We start from the raw sequence: 18,366 nt of genomic DNA on the forward strand, positions 1-18,366 counted from the left end.
GGAGGAGATTCAGTAGCCTGTGCGGACGCTCGTGATGAGGCGCTCGAGCAGGTCGTTCCACAGGGCGCGGGACTTCTCGTCGACGGCCGCCGCGGTTGCCGTCAGCCAGTGGCCGACGATCACCTCGGTGCCGTGCATCAGAGAGCTGACCAGCAGCTCCGCATCCAGGGGGTCCCGCTCGGGGTGGCGTTCGGCGAGTTCGCGGGCGAGCTCGTCGGTGGTCCGGGAGAAGGTCGCCTGGAAGATCTGCCGCGGCCGCGGGTCGCCGACATGGAAGCCGCCGAGCGCCCGCCACAGGAAGGCCACGATCCCCGGCACGTCGGTGGCCCGCAACGCCCGCGTGATCTCGTCGAACATCGACGCTGGACCGCCCTCGGCGAACGCGGTCAGGAAGTTCTCGATCACCACGCCGAGCGCCTCGGTGCAGGCCGTGGTCACCACGTCGTCGATGGACGCGAAGTGGTTGAAGATCGTGCGCCGGGAGACGTCGGCGCGTTCGGCGAGCTGATCGACGCTGAACCGGGTCGCCTCGCCTTCGGAGATGAGCGCGTGGGCCGCGTCGAGGATGGCCCGGCGGTGGCGTGCTTTCAGCGCCGCCCGGCGGTCGGCCGGCGGTTCCACGTCCTTCACGATGCCTACACTAGGTGCATCGTTGCACTCCGTGCAACTTCAAGGAAGGTTTCATCCATCGGTGTCGCTTCGCCGAATGCTCGGTGACCACAACACCGAGGTATTGGAGCCGCTGATGCGTCTCGCCTTGTTCACGGCCGGCCTGCTCGCCGCCGGCACGCTAGTCGTCCTTCCGGCCGGGCAGGCCACGGCCGGGAAAGCCGCTGAGGTGGTGCGTGATGCGGACGGCGTCCCGCACATCCGGGCCACCACCGCCCACGACCTCTTCTACATGCAGGGCTACGTGCACGCCGAGGACCGCATCTTCCAGATGGACGTGTCCCGCCGCCGCGCCGACGGCACCCTCGCCGAGCTGCTCGGCAGCAGCGCCCTCGCCGGTGACCAGCAGATGCGCCGCTTCGGTCTGCGCCGCACCGCCGAGAAGAGCCTGCCGCTGCTGTCGGAGCCGACCCAGGACGCGCTCCGCTCGTACGCCGAGGGCGTCAACGCCTACCTCAAGCGCGGCAGACTCCCCGGCCAGTACGCGTCCGTGCAGGTCAGCAAGGTCGCCCCGTGGACCCCGGTGGACAGCCTGGTGGTCAACAAGGCGCTCGCCTTCACCCTCTCGTTCGACCTGGACATCGACCGGACCACGAACGTGCAGGCGTACCAGGCGGCCGGCCTCGACGGTCACACCGCGGTCTTCGGCGACCTGTTCCCGTTCGCGCCGTTCGCCCAGGCATCCCCGGTGATCGACTCCACGAAGGTCACCACCAGAACAGCGCCCGTCAAACTGGCCGACGACTACCTGAAACAGGCCGAACAGGCCCCGATGATCACCGCCGCCCTCAACCGCTCCGGCGACCGCGGCTCCAACTCCTGGGTCATCGGCGGCAAGCACACCGCGACCGGCAGACCGATCCTGGCCAGCGATCCGCACCTGAGCCTGGAGACGCCCGCGACGTTCAGCCCGATCACCCTGGAGGGCGCCGGTTTCGACGTGCAGGGCGACAGCCTTCCCGGTACGCCGTTCGTCGTGCTCGGCCAGAACCGGAACATCACCTACGCCGCCACCCAGCACTTCGCCGACGTCACCGACGCGTTCGTCGAGAAGATCGAGAAGGACTCCGCGTCGCCGAGCGGCCTGTCCACCGTCTACCAGGGCAGACGGGAACCGGTTCAGGTCATCGAGGAGACGTTCCGGGTCAATGCCCGTACCCCCGGCAAGCCGGACACCCTGGAACCCGCACCGGCCGGCCGGACTTTGATCGTGCCCCGGCGCAACAACGGCCCGCTGCTGTCCGTCGACGAGAAGGCCGGCACCGCCCTGTCCGTGCAGTACACCGGTTTCTCGCCGACCACCGAGCTGGAGGCCTTCCGCCGGCTCAATCTGGCCCGCAACGTCGACGAGTTCCGCGACGCCATCCAGTACTTCGACGTCGGCGCCCAGCACTTCACCTACGCCGACGTGAACGGCACCATCGCCTACTTCACCAACGCCGAGGTGCCGATCCGCGAGGACCTGCAGGCCGGCAAGGTCAGGGGCAACCCGCCCTACCTGCTGCGGGACGGGACCGGCGGCAACGAGTGGCTCCCGGTCACCAACCGTCAGCCGAACCAGTCGCTGCCGTACGAGATCCTGCCCTTCGATGAACTTCCGAAGGTGATCAATCCGCCGGCCGGGTTCATCGTGTCGGCGAACAACGACTCGACCGCCAACACCTTCGACAACGACATGCTCAACCAGCTGCGTCCCGGCGGCGGCATCTCCTACCTCGCCTTCGCCCACAACGGCTTCCGGGCCCGCCGGATCACCGACATGGTTCGCGCCGCCATCCGCAAGGGCGACCCGATCACCGCGGCCGACGTGCAGGCCATGCAGGCCGACACCACCACGATCGACGGCCAGTACTTCACGCCGCTGATCGAGCAGGCCTTGAAGCGGGCCCGCACCAGCGACGTTGCCCAGCTCGCCGCGCTGGCGAAGGATCGGCGGATCGTCGAGGCGACCGGACGGCTGGCCCGGTGGAACCACAGCTACCCGACCGGGATTCCGCAGGGCTACGACGCGGCCGACCGGGACGGCAAACTCGGCACGCCGACGCGGCGGGAGATCGAGGAGAGCGTGGCCGCCACGATCTACGTGCTCTGGCGTGGCCGGTTCGCGGTGAACACGCTCGACCAGCACGTTCAGCAGATCTCACCGAAGCTGGCGACCGCCGACGTCCAGTCGGTGATCGCCCTGCGCCGGCTGCTCGACGACTTCGGCACACGCAAGGGCGTCGGCCGTTCCGGCATCGACTTCTTCGCCGTGCCCGGCATCGCCGATCCTGCGGATCGCCGCGACTTCCTCATCCTCAAGAGCCTGGGCGATGCGCTCACGCTGGCTGCCTCCGACAACTTCAAGGCGGCGTACGCGAATTCGACGCGCCAGATCGACTACCGCTGGGGCAAGCTGCACCGGATCACGCTGACCTCCCCGCTCGGCGCGCCCTACACCGTCCCGTCCGAGGGCAACCGGTTCACCTCACCGCTGCCCGGCCTGCCCGGCATCCCGGTCGACGGCGGCTTCAACGTCCCCGACGTGTCCGGCCACCCGGTACGCGCCGACGCTCCGGACAAGTTCACCATCGCCCTGATCCCGGTCCGCCGGTTCGTGGCCTCCGCGACCGCGTCCGGCTGGCGCACCGTCGACTCGATGCCCGGCGGCGTGAGCGAGCGGCTCGGCAGCCGATTAGAACAGAACCTCCTGCCACGCTGGCTGACCAACGACACCTACCCGTTGCGCCGCTACGACACAGCTCGCTAGGAAGTCGCTCTAGAGTTGTTTCATGCGCTCTAGTCCGGTTTTCTCCAGCTTTGTAGCAGCCTTCCTGCTCGGCGCGGCCGTCCCCGCGACGGCCGCGCCGATGCCGCCGCCCCTGATCCAGGGCTGGCTGGTCACCGGAGAGCCACCCGGTCGCTGCCTGACCGGCGGTGTGGTCGGCACGGTCCTGCACACCACGCCCTGCAAGGTTGGGCGTGCGGCGCAGAGCTTCTACCAGACCAGCGACGGCCACTTCACCAACAACGGCAACTGCGTCGAACCTCGCGGCGCCCTGATCAGGGTGGCCACCTGCATGTTCACCGCGAGCCAGGGCTGGTGGTACACCGGCACCCTGCGCGCCGGTGGCCGGTACGGGCGCTGCCTCACCGAGGTCGCCGTGGACCAGACCGGCCAGGGCACCGTCCGCCTTCGCGAGTGCGCCGACCGGCCCACCCAGAAGTGGCGTAACCAAGTTTGAGAGCTTGAGCTGATCCGATCCGGTCAGCGCTGCGTATCTCCTGGTACCGCTACGGGTAGACGGTACTCGATGATCATTCAAGGAGGTTCGCGTGGCAACACTCGCGTGGCGCCGCAGTGTCGGGCTGGCGTTTCTCGCCGGCGCTCTGATCCTGTTCGTGCCGGACCAGGCGCGAGCCGCGGACGTGCCCGTACCTCCGGAGAACCTGCTCAGCGACCGGGGCCGGGGCGACATCTCGGACGCCGACCGGGACTTCGTCATCAAGGTCCGCCTCGCCGGCCTGTGGGAGATCCCCGCCGGCGAGATGGCGCAGGACAAGTCCAACAGCGCGCGGATCAAGAAGATCGGCCGCAGCATCGCGGACCAGCACGAGGAGCTGGACCTGCTGACCCGCAACGCCGCCAAGAAGCTGGACATCGCGCTGCCCAACGAGCCCAACAAGGACCAGCAGGGCTGGCTCGCCGAGATGGAGGAGTCACAGGGCCCCGAGTTCGACGACGTCTACATCGACCGGCTCCGCGCGGCGCACGGCAAGATCTTCCCGGCGATCGCCACGATCCGGGCGAGCACCCGCAACGACACGGTCCGCAAGCTCGCGCAGCAGGCGAACCAGTTCGTGATGACGCACATGACCCTGCTGGAGAGCAGCGGCATCGTCGACTACGCCGGCCTGCCCACCGCACCGCCGCCGGGAGCAGCGACGGCCCAGGCCCAGGCCCGGGTGGTGCCGGCCGCCGAGGAGAGCTCGACCTCCGGAACCAACGTGCCGCTGATCCTGGCCGCGCTCGGCGGCGGGCTGGCCGCGGGCGTCGTCGCGACCCGGCAGCTCGTCGGCAACCGCCGGTCGGCCTACCGGTCACGGCGGACCCGCTACTACGCCGACTGAATTCCGGCTGGTCAGGTGCGGCTGGCGCCGGCCTCCGGGCCGGCGAGCCGCTGGGCCAGCCAGACCGGGATCACCGACAGGATGATCAGGACGGCGGCGACCACGTTGACGATCGGCGCCTGGTTCGGCCGGAACAGGTTGTTGAAGATCCAGATCGGCAGCGTGGTCACCCCGGGGCCGGCCGTGAACGTTGTCACGATGATCTCGTCGAAGGAGAGCGCGAACGCCAGCAGACCGCCCGCCAGCAGCGCTGTCCGGATCATCGGGAACGTGATGTAGCGGAACGTCTGCCACGGCGACGCCCCCAGGTCGGCCGAGGCGTCCTCCAGGTTGGTGCCGGTGCGCCGCAGCCGGGCCAGCACGTTGTTGTAGACGGTGACCACGCAGAACGTGGCGTGCCCGACGATCACCGAGAACATGCCCTTGCCGATCCCGAGGTCGCCCATCACCGAGCGCCAGGCGCTGTCCAGGGCGATCCCGGTGACGATGCCCGGCAGCGCGATCGGCAGCACGATCAGCAGCGAGACGGTGTCGCGGCCGAAGAAGGTGAAACGCTGACACGCGAACGCCACCATCGTGCCCAGCACCAAGGCGATCGCGGTCGCACCGAGCCCGGCCTTCACCGAGGTGAGCAGGGCCTGCCGGGCGCCGTCGTTCTGCCACGCGGCGGCCCACCAGCGGGTGGTGAGGTCGTGCGGCGGCCACGCGAACGTGCGGTCGCCGTTGAACGAGTTGACCAGGACCAGCAGCAGCGGCACGTAGATGAACACCAGGCCGAGGCCCATGGTGATCCGCAGGGCCCAGCGCGCGGTGGGGGAGAGGGTCACAGCTGCTCCAATGCGCCCGAGCGGCGGACCGCGACCAGGTAGATGACCATGACCAGGACCGGGATGGTCGCGATCGCGGCGGCGAACGGCAGGTTGTTCGCGGCGCCGATGTTGGCGTAGACGACGTTGCCGAGCAACTGGGTCTTGCCGCCGACGATCTGCACGGTGATGTAGTCGCCCAGCGACAGCGAGAACGTGAAGATCGAGCCGGCGAAGACCGACGGGATCAGGATCGGCAGCACGATGGTCCGGAACGTCCGCCCGGCGCGCGCGCCGAGATCGGCGGAGGCCTCCAGCAGCGAGTCCGGCAGGCGTTCCAGGCCGGCATAGACCGGCAGGATCATGTACGGCAGCCAGAGGTAGGACAGCACCAGGATGGTGGCGAACAGTCCGTAGCCGGGCCCGCTGCCCGGCCCACCGAGCAGCGTGTCGACCGGACCGCCGTTGGCCAGCAGGATCCGCCAGGCGTACGCCTTGACCAGGTAACTGGCCCACAGCGGGGTGAGGATCGCGATCACCAGCCAGTGCCGGGACCGCGCCGACGCGACCTTCGCCATGAAGAACGCCATCGGCACGGCGAGGACGACGCAGATGCCGGTGACCGCGGCCGCCACCCCGATGCTGCGCAGGGTGACGGCCCGGTAGACCTCCTCGGCGAGGATGGTCCGGAAGTTCGCCAGGGAGAACTCCCGGACCGTCTCGCCGGTGAAGCCGTTGACGGTCCAGAACGCTGACACCAGCAGCACCGCGAGCGCGCCGAGATAGGCGACGACCAGCCAGAGCAGTGGTGCGGAGAGCAGGGCGGCCAGCCGCAGGCGCGGGCGCCGGTGCAGGTATGAACCGAGAGTCGACACGCTATCCCTTGACGGTGGTCCAGGCCTGGGTCCAGGCCGAGTAGTCCTTGCAGGTCACATCGGTACGCCCGTCGAGGCACTGGGCGAGCGGGGTGGTCCAGTACCAGACCTGGTCGAAGTAGGCCTCGTCCTCGGCGTGGAACGTGTCGCAGTGGTTGGCATCCTTGGTCTCGGCGCAGGACAGCTTGTTCGACGGGGCCTCACCGAACCACTCGGCCACCCCGGCGTTCGCCTTCGGGCTGATGATGTGGTTCATCCAGAGGTACGCGCAGTTCGGGTGCTTCGCCTTCGCCGAGATCATCCAGGTGTCGGACCAGCCGGTCGCGCCCTCGGTCGGCAGCACCACCTCGACCGGCGCCTTGTCGGCCTTGGTGAGGTTCGCGATGACCTGCCACGTCGTGCCGAGCACCGAGTTGCCGGCCTTGAACGCCTGCACCTCCTTGGTGTAATCCGACCAGTACTCGCCGATCAGCTCGTTCTGCTGCTTGAGCAGGTCCACCGCCGCCTGGAACTGGGTGTCGTCCAGCGCGTACGGATTCTTGATGTTGAGTTCGGGCTTGGTCTTCATGAGATAGAGCGCCGCGTCGGCGATGTAGATCGGCGAGTCGTACGCCGTGATCTTGCCCTTGTGGGGCGACGCCGGATCGAAGACCGCGCCCCACGAGGTCGGCGCCGGGGTGACCACATCCGTGCGGTACATCAGCAGGTTGGCGCCGCGGCCGTGCGGGACGCCGTAGGGCTGGCCGTCCACCGAGTTCCACGTCTTGTTCTTCAGCGCCTCGAAGACGTCCTTGTAGTTGCTGATCAGGTCGGTGTTGACCGGCGCCACGTCACCGCCGTAGATCAGCCGCAGCGAGGCGTCGCCGGAGGCGGAGACCACGTCGTACTCGCCGGTCTTCATCAGGGCGACCATCTCGTCGCTCGTCCCGGCGATCTTGTTGTTGACCTGGCAGCCGGTCTCCTGTTCGAAACCGGTCACCCAGTCGACCGACTTGTCGGTGGAGCCGTCCTCCACATAGCCGGCCCAGGACACCACGTTGACCGAACCCTCGCCGGCGCCCACCGCCGTCGCCTTGTCGAGTTTCGGAACGCTGAGGCCGCCGGGACCCGAGCCGCTGCCCGAGTCGCCGTCACCTCCGCCGCCGCATCCGGCGAGCGTGAGCACGCCCGCCGCCAGCGCCGCCATGACTATTCTCCCGCTGCTACGCATCCGCGGTCTCCTTGTCCTTCGAGGGGATCTCGACGACGTGGTCGTCGTGCCAGCTGAGGCGGACCCGCTGGGCTCGAGCTGCGAGCGGGGCGCCGTTGTGGACGTTCTGCGAGACGACGACGACCCGGCTGCCGGCGTCGAGATCGACGACATACCTGGTCACCGGGCCTGCGTAGATCACTTCGGCCACGGTGCCGGGCGTTCCGCCCCCGGCTTCGCCGTCGGCCGTCAGGAGGATCTTTTCCGGACGTACGGAGAAGGCGCCCTCGCGCGAGAACAGCGCCTTCGCGGTGTCGCCGGTGAACACGTTGGAGGTGCCGACGAAACCGGCGACGAACGAGCTGTGCGGCTTCTCGTACACCTCCTCGGGCGTACCGATCTGGGCGATCCGGCCGTGCTCGAAGACCGCGACGCGGTCGCTCATGGTGAGCGCCTCGTCCTGGTCGTGCGTGACGAAGACGAACGTGATGCCCACCTCGCGCTGGATCGCCTTGAGCTCCACCTGCATCTGCTCGCGCAGTTTCAGGTCGAGCGCGCCGAGCGGCTCGTCGAGCAGCAGCACCTTGGGCTGGTTGACCAGGGCGCGGGCCAGCGCGACCCGCTGCCGCTGCCCGCCGGACATGGCGGCCGGCTTGCGGTCGCCGAAGCCCTCGAGGCGGACCTTGGCCAGGGCCTCCTCGGCCCGGGTCCGGCGCTCGCGTTTGGCGACCTTGCGGACCTTCAGTCCGTACTCCACGTTCTCCATCACGGTCAGGTGCGGGAACAGCGCGTAGTCCTGGAAGACCGTGTTCACGTCGCGCTCGAACGGGGCCAGGCGGGTCACGTCGCGCCCACCGAGCTCAACCGTCCCGGCGGTGGGCAGCTCGAAGCCGGCGATCATCCGCAGGACGGTGGTCTTGCCGGAGCCGGAGGGCCCGAGCATCGAGAAGAACTCGCCGTCGGCGATCGCCAGGTCGATGCCGGCCACCGCCTCGACGCTGCCGAACGTTTTGCGCAGGCCGGTGAGCCGGATGGCCGGGGTAGAAGTGTCGGTCACGGGCGTCCTCCGGCTCGATTTTCGGAAAACGTATGGCGTTAGACTTTAAAGGTCAAGGCCGCCCGGTAACCGCTCGGTAAACAGCCGTGAGGAAGAATCTTGGTCATGGGGACGGACCGAGGCAGCGTGGTTTTCACACCACTCGACCCGCACAGCCGAGCCGAGACCGTGGTGCGGCGGCTCACCGACGCGATCACGTTCGGGTTGCTCACCGACGCCGAGCAACTCCCCAGCGAGGCCGACCTGGCCGCGCAGTTCGGCGTCTCCCGGGTCACCGTGCGGGAAGCCCTGGTCGCCCTGCGGCACCGCAACCTGCTGGAGACCCGGCGTGGCCGCGGTGGCGGCAGCTTTGTCCGGGCGCCCGCCGACACGGTGCTGCGGACCCGGCTGAGCGAGCTCAGCCTGCCGAACCTGCAGGACACCGGGGACCACTACGTGGCGATCGCGGGGGCCGCGGCCCGGCTCGCCGCGCAACGCGCCACCCCCGACGACGTGCAGCGCATCGAGGAGGAGACCACCGACCGGGGCTGGCCGGTGCACCGGGTCGAGCGTGCTTTTCACCTGGAGGTCGCGGCGGTCGCACAGTCCGCCCGGCTGGCCCGTGAGGAAGTACGATTCGGAACGGAGCTGGGCACGTTGCTCTGGTCACCGGTGCTGCACGGCGACGACCCCGGTGATCCGCACGCCGAGCACCGAGCGATCACGGTCGCGATTTCGGAAGGCGACGACGACCGGGCCCGGCGGCTCACCGAAGAACACATTGAGAAGGCCGTCGAGCGACTGATAAACCTGCATCTGACGTTGGTCGAGCCGTGACCACGCCCGTCGTAAGAGCCGAGGTGGGTCCCGTGGGACAAGCGACTACCCGTAGAGCAGCGCCGGCCGGCACCGCCCTGGCCGACCACGTCACCGCCCTCGCGGAGCAGACCTTCACCGTCGCCGACCGGCTGCGCCGGTGCGCCGAGGACCTGTTCGCCGCCGGCGCCGACCTCGCCGCCATGCAACCGCAGGTGATCGCCGCCCTGGGCGGACTGATCACCGGTGCCGGCGTCATCGGTGACCGGTCCGCAGTGGAGTGGTGGATGGACAGCCGGCCCGAGGGGCGGACCCGGCTCGAACTGGACCTCGATCCGCTCAGCGACACCTTCGTCGACGTCACCCGGCAGCAGTGGTTCGCCGTGCCCCGGGCCACCGGCCGGCGTCACGTCACCGGGCCGTATGTGGACTACGTCTGCGCCGAGCAGTACACGCTGACCTTCACCGTGCCGCTCACCGTGGGCGGGGCCTTCGCCGGGATCGCCGGTGCGGACGTCTTCGTCGGCGACCTGGAACGGGCTCTGCGGCCGGCTCTGCGCGCGGTCGGCGCCCCGGTCGCCGTGGTCAACACCCAGGGCCGGGTGGTCGCCGGCAGCACCGCCCACCATCTGACCGGGTCGCTGGTCCGGGAGCCGCACATCCGTGCGGCGCTGCAGGAGCACGTCGCGCGTACGCTGCCGGACGGTGTTGGTCTGGTGCCCTGCCCCCTGCTCCCCTTGGCGGTACTGACCTGGCCGTGACCCCCGGGCGACTGCAACGGACACTGCAACGGCTGGTGCGGGCCTTCCTCGCACGATGGACATCGTCACTGGTGGCTGTCGTCGGGGAGGTGACCGCATGACCGAGCAGCGGCCGTTGTTGATGGCCCGCTTCCTGGGCGGATTCCGGGTGACGGTCGACGATGTCGCGGTGGACACCGGACCGCGCCGGCGGGCCCGCCAGATGCTGGCCTACCTGCTCGCCAACCGCCGGGCGCCGGTGCCGCGCGACGTGCTCGCCGACACCTTCTGGCCGGACGCCGAGCCGGAGGCGGCCCGCAACAACCTGCACGTCACGCTGAGCTACATCCGGCGGGCGCTGCGGGCTGCGCATCCCGGGGTGGCGGTCGAGCGGCGCTTCGAGGCCTACCGGATCGCGGGTACGGCGACGATCTGGACCGATGTCGAACAGTTCGCCCGGCACCGGTCGGACGGCGCGCAGGCCGACCGGCACGGTGACCGGAGTGCGGCGATGCGCGACTACGAAGCCGCCTGCCAGCTCTACGACGGTGACTTCCTCGCCGACGACCCGTACGCGGAATGGGCGGTGCCGGTCCGCGAGGCCGTGCGGCTGGACGTGATCGACGTGCACGCCCGCCTGGTCGAGTGGTACGTCGAGCAGCGCGCCCTCGGCCCGGCGACCATGCTGGCGCGGCGCCTGCTGGAGATCGACCCGTGCAACGAGGCGGCGCACCAGCGGCTCATGTGGTGCTACGCGGCGACCGGGCAGCGGCACCTCGCCCTGTCGCAGTACCACCGGCTCGTCGAGCTGCTGTGGAAGTCCCTGCGCGTGCCGCCGTCGGCGCGGACCACCGAGCTGTTCCGGGAACTGTGCCATCCACGGCCGGAGCGCGGCACCCGGCTTGCGTCCTGATCCGGGCGGCGTACGTTCGGGGCATGTCCACTGTTCATCAGCTGATCGGCGTGGCCGAGCCGGGTGGCCTGCTGTTCGAGTGCGAGTCCTGCGGGCGCCGCCTCGTCATCGACCGCGACACCGGCGAGATGGTGATCGTCGACCACGGCGACCGCGCCGCGCTGCACCGCGGCTCGATCGGTGACATCTCGCTGTCGGTGCCGGAGGTCCACCGGTCCTGACGCGGCGATGGCGGCCGCGTGAGCGCGACCGCCATCGGTGTTGCGGGTCCTTCAGGCGATGCGGACGACCGGTCCCTCGGCGACCGCCGCCACATTGCTGATCTTCTTGAAGTTGCGGTGGGTGAGCACGGTGACCATCTTGTACACCCCGCCGGTGGGCGGCGGCGGGTCGTTGGGCAGCGTGTTCGCCGGGACGTGCACGGTCGCCTTGTAGGCGGTCGACCCGTCCAGCGGCAGCGTCGTGGTGCCGATCAGCTTCTCCGGACCCGGGCCGAGCGACTCGACGTACGTGCTGACCGTCCACTCGCCGCCCATCAGCAGCGCCGCGAGCAGGCCGATGTCCCATTTGGTCCGGATCTCGAACGAGTCGCCGGCCTCCAGAACCTCGGTCGGGTCGCCGTTGTTGTCCACAACCTCGGCGAAGAAGTCACCCGGGCCGAAGAGCCTGTTGGGGAACTGGATCCTTGCCATCACTCCCTTTCCGCGACAGCTCCGTGCTGTCGACCGGGGAAGCATGGACCGGCCGGCTTCCCGGTCCCTTAGCCGCGGATTAGCCGGCCGCGGCAATCGAGTAAGTCGTAGTTCGACGGGCACTGCGGTGGCCCGGATGCGCTGGGCGCGCCGGATGGTGGCGGCGGCCTACCCGGACCGGCCGGCCTCCATCGTCCGCACCCGGGCGGCCGCCTGACGGTAGCGGGCGGCCAGCTCCGGCCGGAGCTCTCCTTGTCCCGTCGCATCACCTGCTGGGCGAGCAGCCGGTCCGCTGCCGTGCGGGCCGCTGCGAACGCCTCCCTGGCCTGGGTCCAATCGCGGTGCTGGTTGGCCCAGCGTCCCCAGTTCAGTTCCGCGCGCAGCGCCGCCTCGGCGCTTCCGGTCAGCCGGCCGGCCCGTCGGTAGGCGGCCGCTGTCTGGTCCGCGTCGTCCGGCCGCCGGTGTCGATCGAACCGGCGGCGCAGCCCGTTGCCCAGGTTGGCGAGCCGGGCCGGCAGGTCCGGTGACCGCGGATCGGTCTCCGCAACCGCCGCGGTGAGCTCGTCGATCGCGGCGTCCAGGTCGGCGTCTGCTGACGTACGGTCGTAGCGGTCGAGCAGCCCGATGCCGAGGTTGCCCCGGATGGCGCTGCGGTCGTCCTTCGCCTCGGCCAGGCTCAGCGCTTCCCGGTACGCGGAGATCGCCTCGTCGAGCGGTGTGATCAGCTCTGTCGCTGCCGCCCACGCGCGCAGCGACCCGCCCAGATTGTTCAGAACCGGGATCCGGGCAGCCTGCTCCACCGTTTTCGCGGCTTCGCGATGCAGTTCCACCGCGCGGCGCAACTCCGCTGGATCGCCCCGGTAGGAGGCCCGCATCCGCAGCGTGGTGGCCAGTTGATCGAGCAGGCCGGGGATGGTCTCGAGCTGGTCGACGGCCTCGTCCAGGTCGGCCAGGTCGCCGTCCCGGACGAACCGGTCCCGCAGCATCAGTGCCTGGTTCTCGATGCGGTCCGCGTCCGGTGCGCTTTGAAGAGCCTGGGCACTCAGGTCGATCGCGCGGTCCAGGTCGTGCGGGCGGCCATGGACGGCGTACCGCTCCGCCAGGCCGGTGCTCAGATTGGCGAGTGCCGTCGGCCGGTCCTCCCGGGCGTTCGCCACGGCCTGCTCGTAGGCGTCGACAGCCCGGTCGAGGTCCTTCGCGTCGCCGGAATGCTGGTACCGGGCTCCGAAGGCGATGCCGAGATTGCCGAAGCGTCGCGACTGCTCGTCCGGGTCGCCGGCGGCCAGGGCAGCCGCCTCGATCAGCACGTCGACGGCCTGGTGAGCGGGCCCGGCGAGCAGGGCGATCCCCAGGTTCGCCAGGGCCGCCGACCGCTGCGCCGGTTCGACGGACGTCTCGACGGCCTCGTCGAGCACGGTGACGGCCCGGGCCGGGTCGACGTCGATCAGCGCGAGCCCGAGGTTGCTGAGAATCGCCGAACGGTCCGGATCCCCGGCGGGCGTGAGCGCCGCGGCCCGCTCGAGGGCCGCCACCGCCGCGCGCAGGTCGGCGGGCAGGTCGGTGGCCCGGAACCGGCGCAGCGACGCCGCGCCGTGCTCGACCAGCCGCGGCGCCACGCGCGCGTTCCGTTGCGCCCGCGCACCCAGCACGTCACGGCTTGCTCGCCGAACTGCCGGCTTCGCCGCCATCTCCACCGTCCTCCGCAGTGGTTAGCCTGACGATACCGGCCGGTGGTGGCAGGGAGGGGTCAGCGATCATGCCGTCCGATCTGGGTGATCTTGCGACCCGGCTTGTGGCTGTGGTCAATGCCGCGACGTGGGCGGAGATGCGGCGCCTGCTGGAGGCCGACCCGGAGCTCAGCAGCCCTGCGGCCGTGGCGGTTGTGGACGGCTGGGCCGATCAGGTGCGGGACGACCCGGAGTCCGCCGGGAAGCTGCGGGAGTATCGCGACATGCTGCGCGAGTGCGGCGAGCAAGGCGTCGCGGCGTACTTCGATGAGCAGGCCGCGATCCTGGCCGCCGACGAGACGATCACCGGGCTGACCGAGGCGATCGCGATCGTTTCGGCCGGCTCACCGATGCGGGCTGTGTGGGGGAATCAGCTGTTTCTCGCGTACTCCCGCCGCTTCGACGATCGGGGAGATCCGCAGGATCTGCATGCGGCCATCGCGGCCGCCCGGGCCGCAGCCGGTGACCCCGCTACGCCGAGTGAGGTCCGGCCGGGGTTGCTCACCAACCTCGCGGTCGGTCTGCTGGACCGGTTCGCCCTGCTCGCGGAGGATGCCGATCTGCGGGCGGCGATCGACGCCGCCGCGGAAGCGGTCGGCGCCGGTGCGGCCTGCGCCACCTATCCGGAGGCGTTGAGCACCTATGGCCGGGCTTTGCTGGTCCGGGCAGCCCGGGGAGGCGAGCGGGAGCAGTACGAGGAAGGCGCCCAGGTCTTACAGCAAGCGGCTGATCTCTGTCGGGATCCGCTGAACCGCGCGGCCGTGCTCGCCAGTCTCGGCAACGGTCTGTCCGACGTGTTCCTCTACACCGGGGAGCTGGACGTCCTCGACCGAGCAGTGGCCGCGACCACCGAGGCCGTCGACGCCACCCCGGCCGGCTCCGCCGACTGGTGGATCCGGCAGTCCAACCTGGGCGTCGTCCTGCTGACCCGCTACGACCACAGCGGCGACATCGCCGACGCCGACGCGTCGATCGCTGCCCTGCGCCGGGCCGTCGAGACCTGCCCGCCCACGGCTTCCGGCCGGCCCGCGATCATGACCAACCTGGGGCTCGTCCTGGCCGAGCGGCACGAACGGTTCCGTGATCCGGCGGATCTGGATGCCGCGCTGGCCGCGTTCGAGGAGGCGGTCGACGGGACGCCGGAGACCGGGATCCACCGGCCGATGGTGCTGAGCAATCTCGGCGGCGGCCTGATCGACCGGTACCACGAGCGCGGCGGCCCGGCCGACCTGGACCGGGCGATCCGGTGCTTCGAGCAGGCTCTCAGCGGCAGCGGGCTGGACTGGGCCACCCGGGCGGCGACCAGCCACAATCTCGGCCGGGCGCTGCTCGATCGATACGACCGGGACAGCGCCCCCGCCGACCTGGAGCAGGCGGCCGAGGCGGTACGGGCGGCGGTCGCGGCGACCCCGGACGGCTCGCAACGGCTGCCCGGGTGGCTCAGCAGCCTCGCCGAGGTGCTGGGACGCCGGGAACGGACCGCCGACGAATCCGACACGGCCGCGCGGCGGGCGATCGAGCTGGGCAGCGAGGTCGACCTGGCCACCGCGCTGCGGTCGGCCCTGGAGTGGGGCGAGCGGGCCGCACGGCACGGACGTCACCGGGTCGCGGTCGACGCGCTCACCGCGGGCGTCACCGTGCTGGAGCGGCTGGTTCGCACCCAGGGCCTGCGCCGGCAGAAGGAGACGTGGCTGCGGGACGCCGTCATGCTCGGGCCGCGGCTCGCGTACGCCGCGGCCGCGGACGGCGCGCCGGTCACCGCGGTCACCGGTCTCGAACGGTGCCGGGCGGTGCTGCTCAGTGAGGCGCTCGAACGGAATCCGGCGGTCCTGCGGCAGCTCACCGCCGACGGGCACGGGGAGCTTGCGGCCCGTTTCACGGCCGCGAGCGGCCGCCTGGATCCGTGAGACGGGCCCGGACGGCGTCCGCGTCCGGGTGCCGGAGGTCGTCGAGGATCTGCACCGCGCGGGTCCAGGCGCGCCGGGCGCCGTCGCGGTCGCCGGCTCCGGCGTGGGCGTCGCCGAGGGCGGCCAGGGCGTCGCCCTCGTCGTAGCGGTCGCCGAACTCGGCGTACAGCTCGATCGCCTCGCGGTAGCAGGCCGCGGCCCGGTCGTAGCGGCCCAGCTGGTGGTACGCACGTCCCATGCTGTCCAGGGTGTCGCCCTCGTCGAACCGGTCGCCGATCTCGCGCAGCAGGGACAGGCCGCGGGAGCAGTAGTCCAGCGCTGCCTCGTGTTCGCCCAGCCGGGAGTGGAACCATCCGATGGCGTTGAGCGCCCGGGCCTCCCCGGTCCGGTGGCCGCCCGCCCGGAAGAGCTCCAGTGCCGTGTGGACCTCCGGCAGCGCCTCCCGGTAGCGGCCCTGGCAGTCGAGGATCCAGGCGATGGTGCGATGCACGTGCCCCATCCCGGTGTGTTCGCCGAGGCGTTCATAGCGGGCGAGCGCGGCCAGCAGATGCTGGCACGCTTCTTCGAAGCGGTTCAAACGGATGTACGCGTACGCCAGACACCCCCGGATCACCGCCTCGCCGCGCGGATCGCCGAGGCGCATCGTCGCCCGCAGCGCCTCCTCCTGCACCACGGCTGCGTCGTGCCAGTGGCACTCCCGGTCCATGAACTGGGTCAGCGTCCACGCCAGTTGCCAGGCGTAGGTGTCGAGCCCTTCGCGGACCGCCTGGCGCAGCATGGCCTGCAGCACCGGTTCCTCGGCGCTGAACCAGGCGAGCGCGGCCTGGTGATGGGCCGGCGACCCGGCCCGGACCCCGGACGCGGCGGGTTCCAGCGTGATCGGGTCGTCGCGGTGGGCGTTGAGCATCCGGTCGGCGGCGTACGCCGTGTGCAGATAGTGGTCGAGGACCCGACGCAGGGCCGCACGCCGTTCCGAGGGTGACTCCTGTGCTTCGGTGAGCTCGGCCGCGTACGCCCGGAGTAGGTCGTGCAGAGCGAACCGGCCGGGCGCCCGTTCGGTGATCAGATGGGCCCGGGCCAGCTCGCCGAGCCGCGCGGTGACCGAGGCGACCGGCTCCCCGGCCAGCCCGGCCGCGGCCAGCGCCGAGATCTCCGGCCCCGAGTGCAGGCCCAGCAGCCGGAACAGGCGCGCGCCGTCCGGGCTCAGCCGCCGGTACGAGCAGGCGAACACGGCGCGCACGTCGGTGGCGAGATCACCGGCATCGAAGACGTCGAGCCGGCCGCGCGCCTGGTCCAGTTCCTGCGCCACCGCCGCCAGCGAGAAGTGCGGATGGGCGGCGGCCCGCGCGGTCACCACCGACAGCGCCAGGGGCAGCCGGGCGCAGCGCGCGATGATCTCATCGGCCCGGTCCGGCTCGGCCTTCACCCGCGCCGCGCCGATGCGGCGGGTCAGCAGGTGCCGCGCCTCGCCGTCCGACATCAGACCCACCGGCACGGTACGGGCGCCGTCGATCGCCACCAGGCTGAGCAGCTGATTTCGGCTGGTGACGACGGTACGACTGTCGTCCGACCCGGGCAGCAGCGGCCGGATCTGGTCGGCGTCGCGCGCGTTGTCCAGGACGACGAGGACCCGCTTGCCCGCGAGGGTGCTGCGGAACAGCGCCGCCTGCTCGTCCACGTCCGGGCCGAGCCGGTCGGGTGGCACGGCGAACGCCTGCAGGAAGCCGCGGACCGCCCGGCCGGGATCGACGGCCGGGCCGGTCGGGTCGAACCCGCGCAGGTTGATGTAGAGCTGGCCGTCGGGGAACTTCTCGCGTACCCGATGAGCCCAGGTCACCGCCAGGGTGGTCTTGCCGACGCCGGCGGTGCCGGTGATCGCGACGACGGCGGCCGTGCCGTTCAGCAGCGCGTCGAGGTGTTCCAGCTCGGCTTCGCGCCCGACGAAGTCCGGTGGCGTGTGCGGTAGCTGTGCCGGCACCGGGGCACCGGGCGGCTTGACGCCGGCCGGCGCCTGCGCGGCTTCCGGCACCAGCTCCGGGTCGCCGGCGAGGATGCGCTGGTGCAGGCGTTGCAGCGGGGGCGCGGGTTCGACGCCGAGTTCCTCGCGCAGGTCCCGGCGGACCCGTTGGAACACGGTGAGGGCGTCGGCCCGGCGCCCGTCCCGGAAGAGGGCCAGCATGAGCAGCTCGGAGAGCCGTTCGCGCAGCGGATGATCGGCGACAAGGCGGCGCAGCTCGTCGATCAGGGCCGGATCTGCGCCGACCTCCAGATCGAACGCGATGCGCTCCTGGACCACCGTGAGCTGCCGGTCGGCAAGCCGGTCCCGCTCGGCGTCGAGCAGCGGGCCGGACAGGCCGTTGCACAGCGGACCGCGCCACAGCTGCAAGCCGTCGCGCAGCTCCGCCGCCGCCGTCTTGATGTCACCGGCGTCGCGGGCGGTCTTCGCGCGCTGCACCGCAGATTCGAAGTCGGCGAGGTCCAGGGTGTCGCCGGTGAGAACCAGCCGGTAGCCGCCGGTCGTCCAGGTCAGCCGGCTGTCGGTGGCGCGTGCGAGCCGCTTCGGCTCCAAGCAGCGGCGCAGCGCCGAGACGTGCCGCTGGATCAGGTTGACGGCCGAGCCCGGCGGGGCGTCGCCCCACACCGCGTCGATCATCGCGTCCAGTCCGATCGGACGGCCGCCCTGCAGCAGAAGCACGGCCAGCACGACCTGCTGCTGCAACGGGCCCAGGGCGACCGGCTGCCGATCCCGCCAGACGCAGAGCGGGCCGAGGACGGCGTAGCGCAGCCCGCTCATGTCCCGGCCCGGGGAGTGCAGCGGTCGCTGTACCGGCCGGTGCAACGCCGAAGGACACGATCGCGTGCATCGATCCGGGACGACGGGCGTTC

The 18,366-nt window shown here is 70.8% G+C and carries 16 protein-coding genes; 8 read left to right on the forward strand and 8 right to left on the reverse strand.

Going from position 1 to position 18,366, the window contains the following annotated elements:
- Window positions 1–9: 9 nt before the first annotated feature.
- Window positions 10–630 carry a TetR/AcrR family transcriptional regulator gene (locus tag OHA21_RS09445; RefSeq protein WP_328472288.1) on the reverse strand — a complete coding sequence of 207 codons (621 nt, stop codon included), beginning with the start codon at window positions 628–630 and terminating at the stop codon, window positions 10–12.
- Between the two features lie 61 nt (window positions 631–691).
- On the opposite strand from OHA21_RS09445, the gene OHA21_RS09450 reads away from it, so the two are divergent.
- The 3 genes from OHA21_RS09450 (at window position 692) to OHA21_RS09460 (ending at window position 4,779) form a co-directional block, all read left to right on the forward strand.
- Window positions 692–3,418, forward strand: a complete 2,727-nt coding sequence (locus tag OHA21_RS09450; RefSeq protein ID WP_328472290.1) for a penicillin acylase family protein — start codon at window positions 692–694, stop codon at window positions 3,416–3,418.
- A 22-nt stretch (window positions 3,419–3,440) separates the two neighbouring features.
- Window positions 3,441–3,893 carry an RICIN domain-containing protein gene (locus OHA21_RS09455; RefSeq protein WP_328472292.1) on the forward strand — a complete coding sequence of 151 codons (453 nt, stop codon included), beginning with the start codon at window positions 3,441–3,443 and terminating at the stop codon, window positions 3,891–3,893.
- A gap of 91 nt (window positions 3,894–3,984) precedes the next feature.
- Window positions 3,985–4,779, forward strand: a complete 795-nt coding sequence (locus OHA21_RS09460; protein ID WP_328472294.1) for a DUF4142 domain-containing protein — start codon at window positions 3,985–3,987, stop codon at window positions 4,777–4,779.
- Window positions 4,780–4,790: 11 nt separating this feature from the next.
- On the opposite strand, the gene OHA21_RS09465 is transcribed toward OHA21_RS09460, so the two are convergent.
- The 4 genes from OHA21_RS09465 to OHA21_RS09480 are packed head-to-tail and all read right to left on the reverse strand — an operon-like array spanning window position 4,791 to window position 8,706.
- Window positions 4,791–5,606, reverse strand: coding sequence for an ABC transporter permease (locus OHA21_RS09465; RefSeq protein ID WP_328472296.1), 816 nt, complete (start codon window positions 5,604–5,606; stop codon window positions 4,791–4,793).
- Window positions 5,603–6,460 (reverse strand): ABC transporter permease, encoded by an 858-nt coding sequence (locus tag OHA21_RS09470; protein ID WP_328472298.1) that lies wholly within the window; start codon window positions 6,458–6,460, stop codon window positions 5,603–5,605. The genes OHA21_RS09465 and OHA21_RS09470 overlap by 4 nt, the downstream gene beginning before the upstream one ends.
- Before the next feature lies 1 nt (window position 6,461).
- The gene (locus OHA21_RS09475) at window positions 6,462–7,646 is read right to left on the reverse strand and encodes an ABC transporter substrate-binding protein (protein ID WP_328472300.1); all 1,185 of its coding nucleotides are present in this window, start codon (window positions 7,644–7,646) and stop codon (window positions 6,462–6,464) included.
- 16 nt (window positions 7,647–7,662) lie between these two features.
- Window positions 7,663–8,706, reverse strand: coding sequence for an ABC transporter ATP-binding protein (locus OHA21_RS09480; RefSeq protein ID WP_328472302.1), 1,044 nt, complete (start codon window positions 8,704–8,706; stop codon window positions 7,663–7,665).
- Window positions 8,707–8,811: 105 nt separating this feature from the next.
- Between OHA21_RS09480 and OHA21_RS09485 the strand changes: the two genes are divergently transcribed.
- From OHA21_RS09485 to OHA21_RS09500, 4 genes are all read left to right on the forward strand, one after another.
- Window positions 8,812–9,522, forward strand: a complete 711-nt coding sequence (locus tag OHA21_RS09485) for a FadR/GntR family transcriptional regulator (protein WP_328472304.1) — start codon at window positions 8,812–8,814, stop codon at window positions 9,520–9,522.
- 32 nt (window positions 9,523–9,554) lie between these two features.
- Complete coding sequence (locus tag OHA21_RS09490) at window positions 9,555–10,262, forward strand: hypothetical protein (protein WP_328472306.1); 708 nt, start codon at window positions 9,555–9,557, stop codon at window positions 10,260–10,262.
- 97 nt (window positions 10,263–10,359) lie between these two features.
- On the forward strand, window positions 10,360–11,154 hold the full coding sequence (locus OHA21_RS09495) for an AfsR/SARP family transcriptional regulator (protein WP_328472308.1): 795 nt from the start codon (window positions 10,360–10,362) through the stop codon (window positions 11,152–11,154).
- Window positions 11,155–11,177: 23 nt separating this feature from the next.
- On the forward strand, window positions 11,178–11,375 hold the full coding sequence (locus OHA21_RS09500; RefSeq protein ID WP_328472310.1) for a hypothetical protein: 198 nt from the start codon (window positions 11,178–11,180) through the stop codon (window positions 11,373–11,375).
- A 51-nt stretch (window positions 11,376–11,426) separates the two neighbouring features.
- On the opposite strand, the gene OHA21_RS09505 is transcribed toward OHA21_RS09500, so the two are convergent.
- The gene (locus OHA21_RS09505) at window positions 11,427–11,846 is read right to left on the reverse strand and encodes a hypothetical protein (RefSeq protein ID WP_328472312.1); all 420 of its coding nucleotides are present in this window, start codon (window positions 11,844–11,846) and stop codon (window positions 11,427–11,429) included.
- A gap of 68 nt (window positions 11,847–11,914) precedes the next feature.
- Window positions 11,915–13,462 carry a hypothetical protein gene (locus OHA21_RS09510; RefSeq protein WP_328472314.1) on the reverse strand — a complete coding sequence of 516 codons (1,548 nt, stop codon included), beginning with the start codon at window positions 13,460–13,462 and terminating at the stop codon, window positions 11,915–11,917.
- A 140-nt stretch (window positions 13,463–13,602) separates the two neighbouring features.
- Between OHA21_RS09510 and OHA21_RS09515 the strand changes: the two genes are divergently transcribed.
- On the forward strand, window positions 13,603–15,480 hold the full coding sequence (locus OHA21_RS09515) for a hypothetical protein (protein ID WP_328472316.1): 1,878 nt from the start codon (window positions 13,603–13,605) through the stop codon (window positions 15,478–15,480).
- On the opposite strand, the gene OHA21_RS09520 is transcribed toward OHA21_RS09515, so the two are convergent.
- The gene (locus tag OHA21_RS09520) at window positions 15,449–18,319 is read right to left on the reverse strand and encodes an AfsR/SARP family transcriptional regulator (protein ID WP_328472319.1); all 2,871 of its coding nucleotides are present in this window, start codon (window positions 18,317–18,319) and stop codon (window positions 15,449–15,451) included. The two genes, OHA21_RS09515 and OHA21_RS09520, sit on opposite strands and share 32 nt — an antisense overlap.
- Window positions 18,320–18,366: the final 47 nt, after the last annotated feature.

The sequence above is a fragment of the Actinoplanes sp. NBC_00393 genome, assembly GCF_036053395.1.
GTDB lineage: Bacteria > Actinomycetota > Actinomycetes > Mycobacteriales > Micromonosporaceae > Actinoplanes.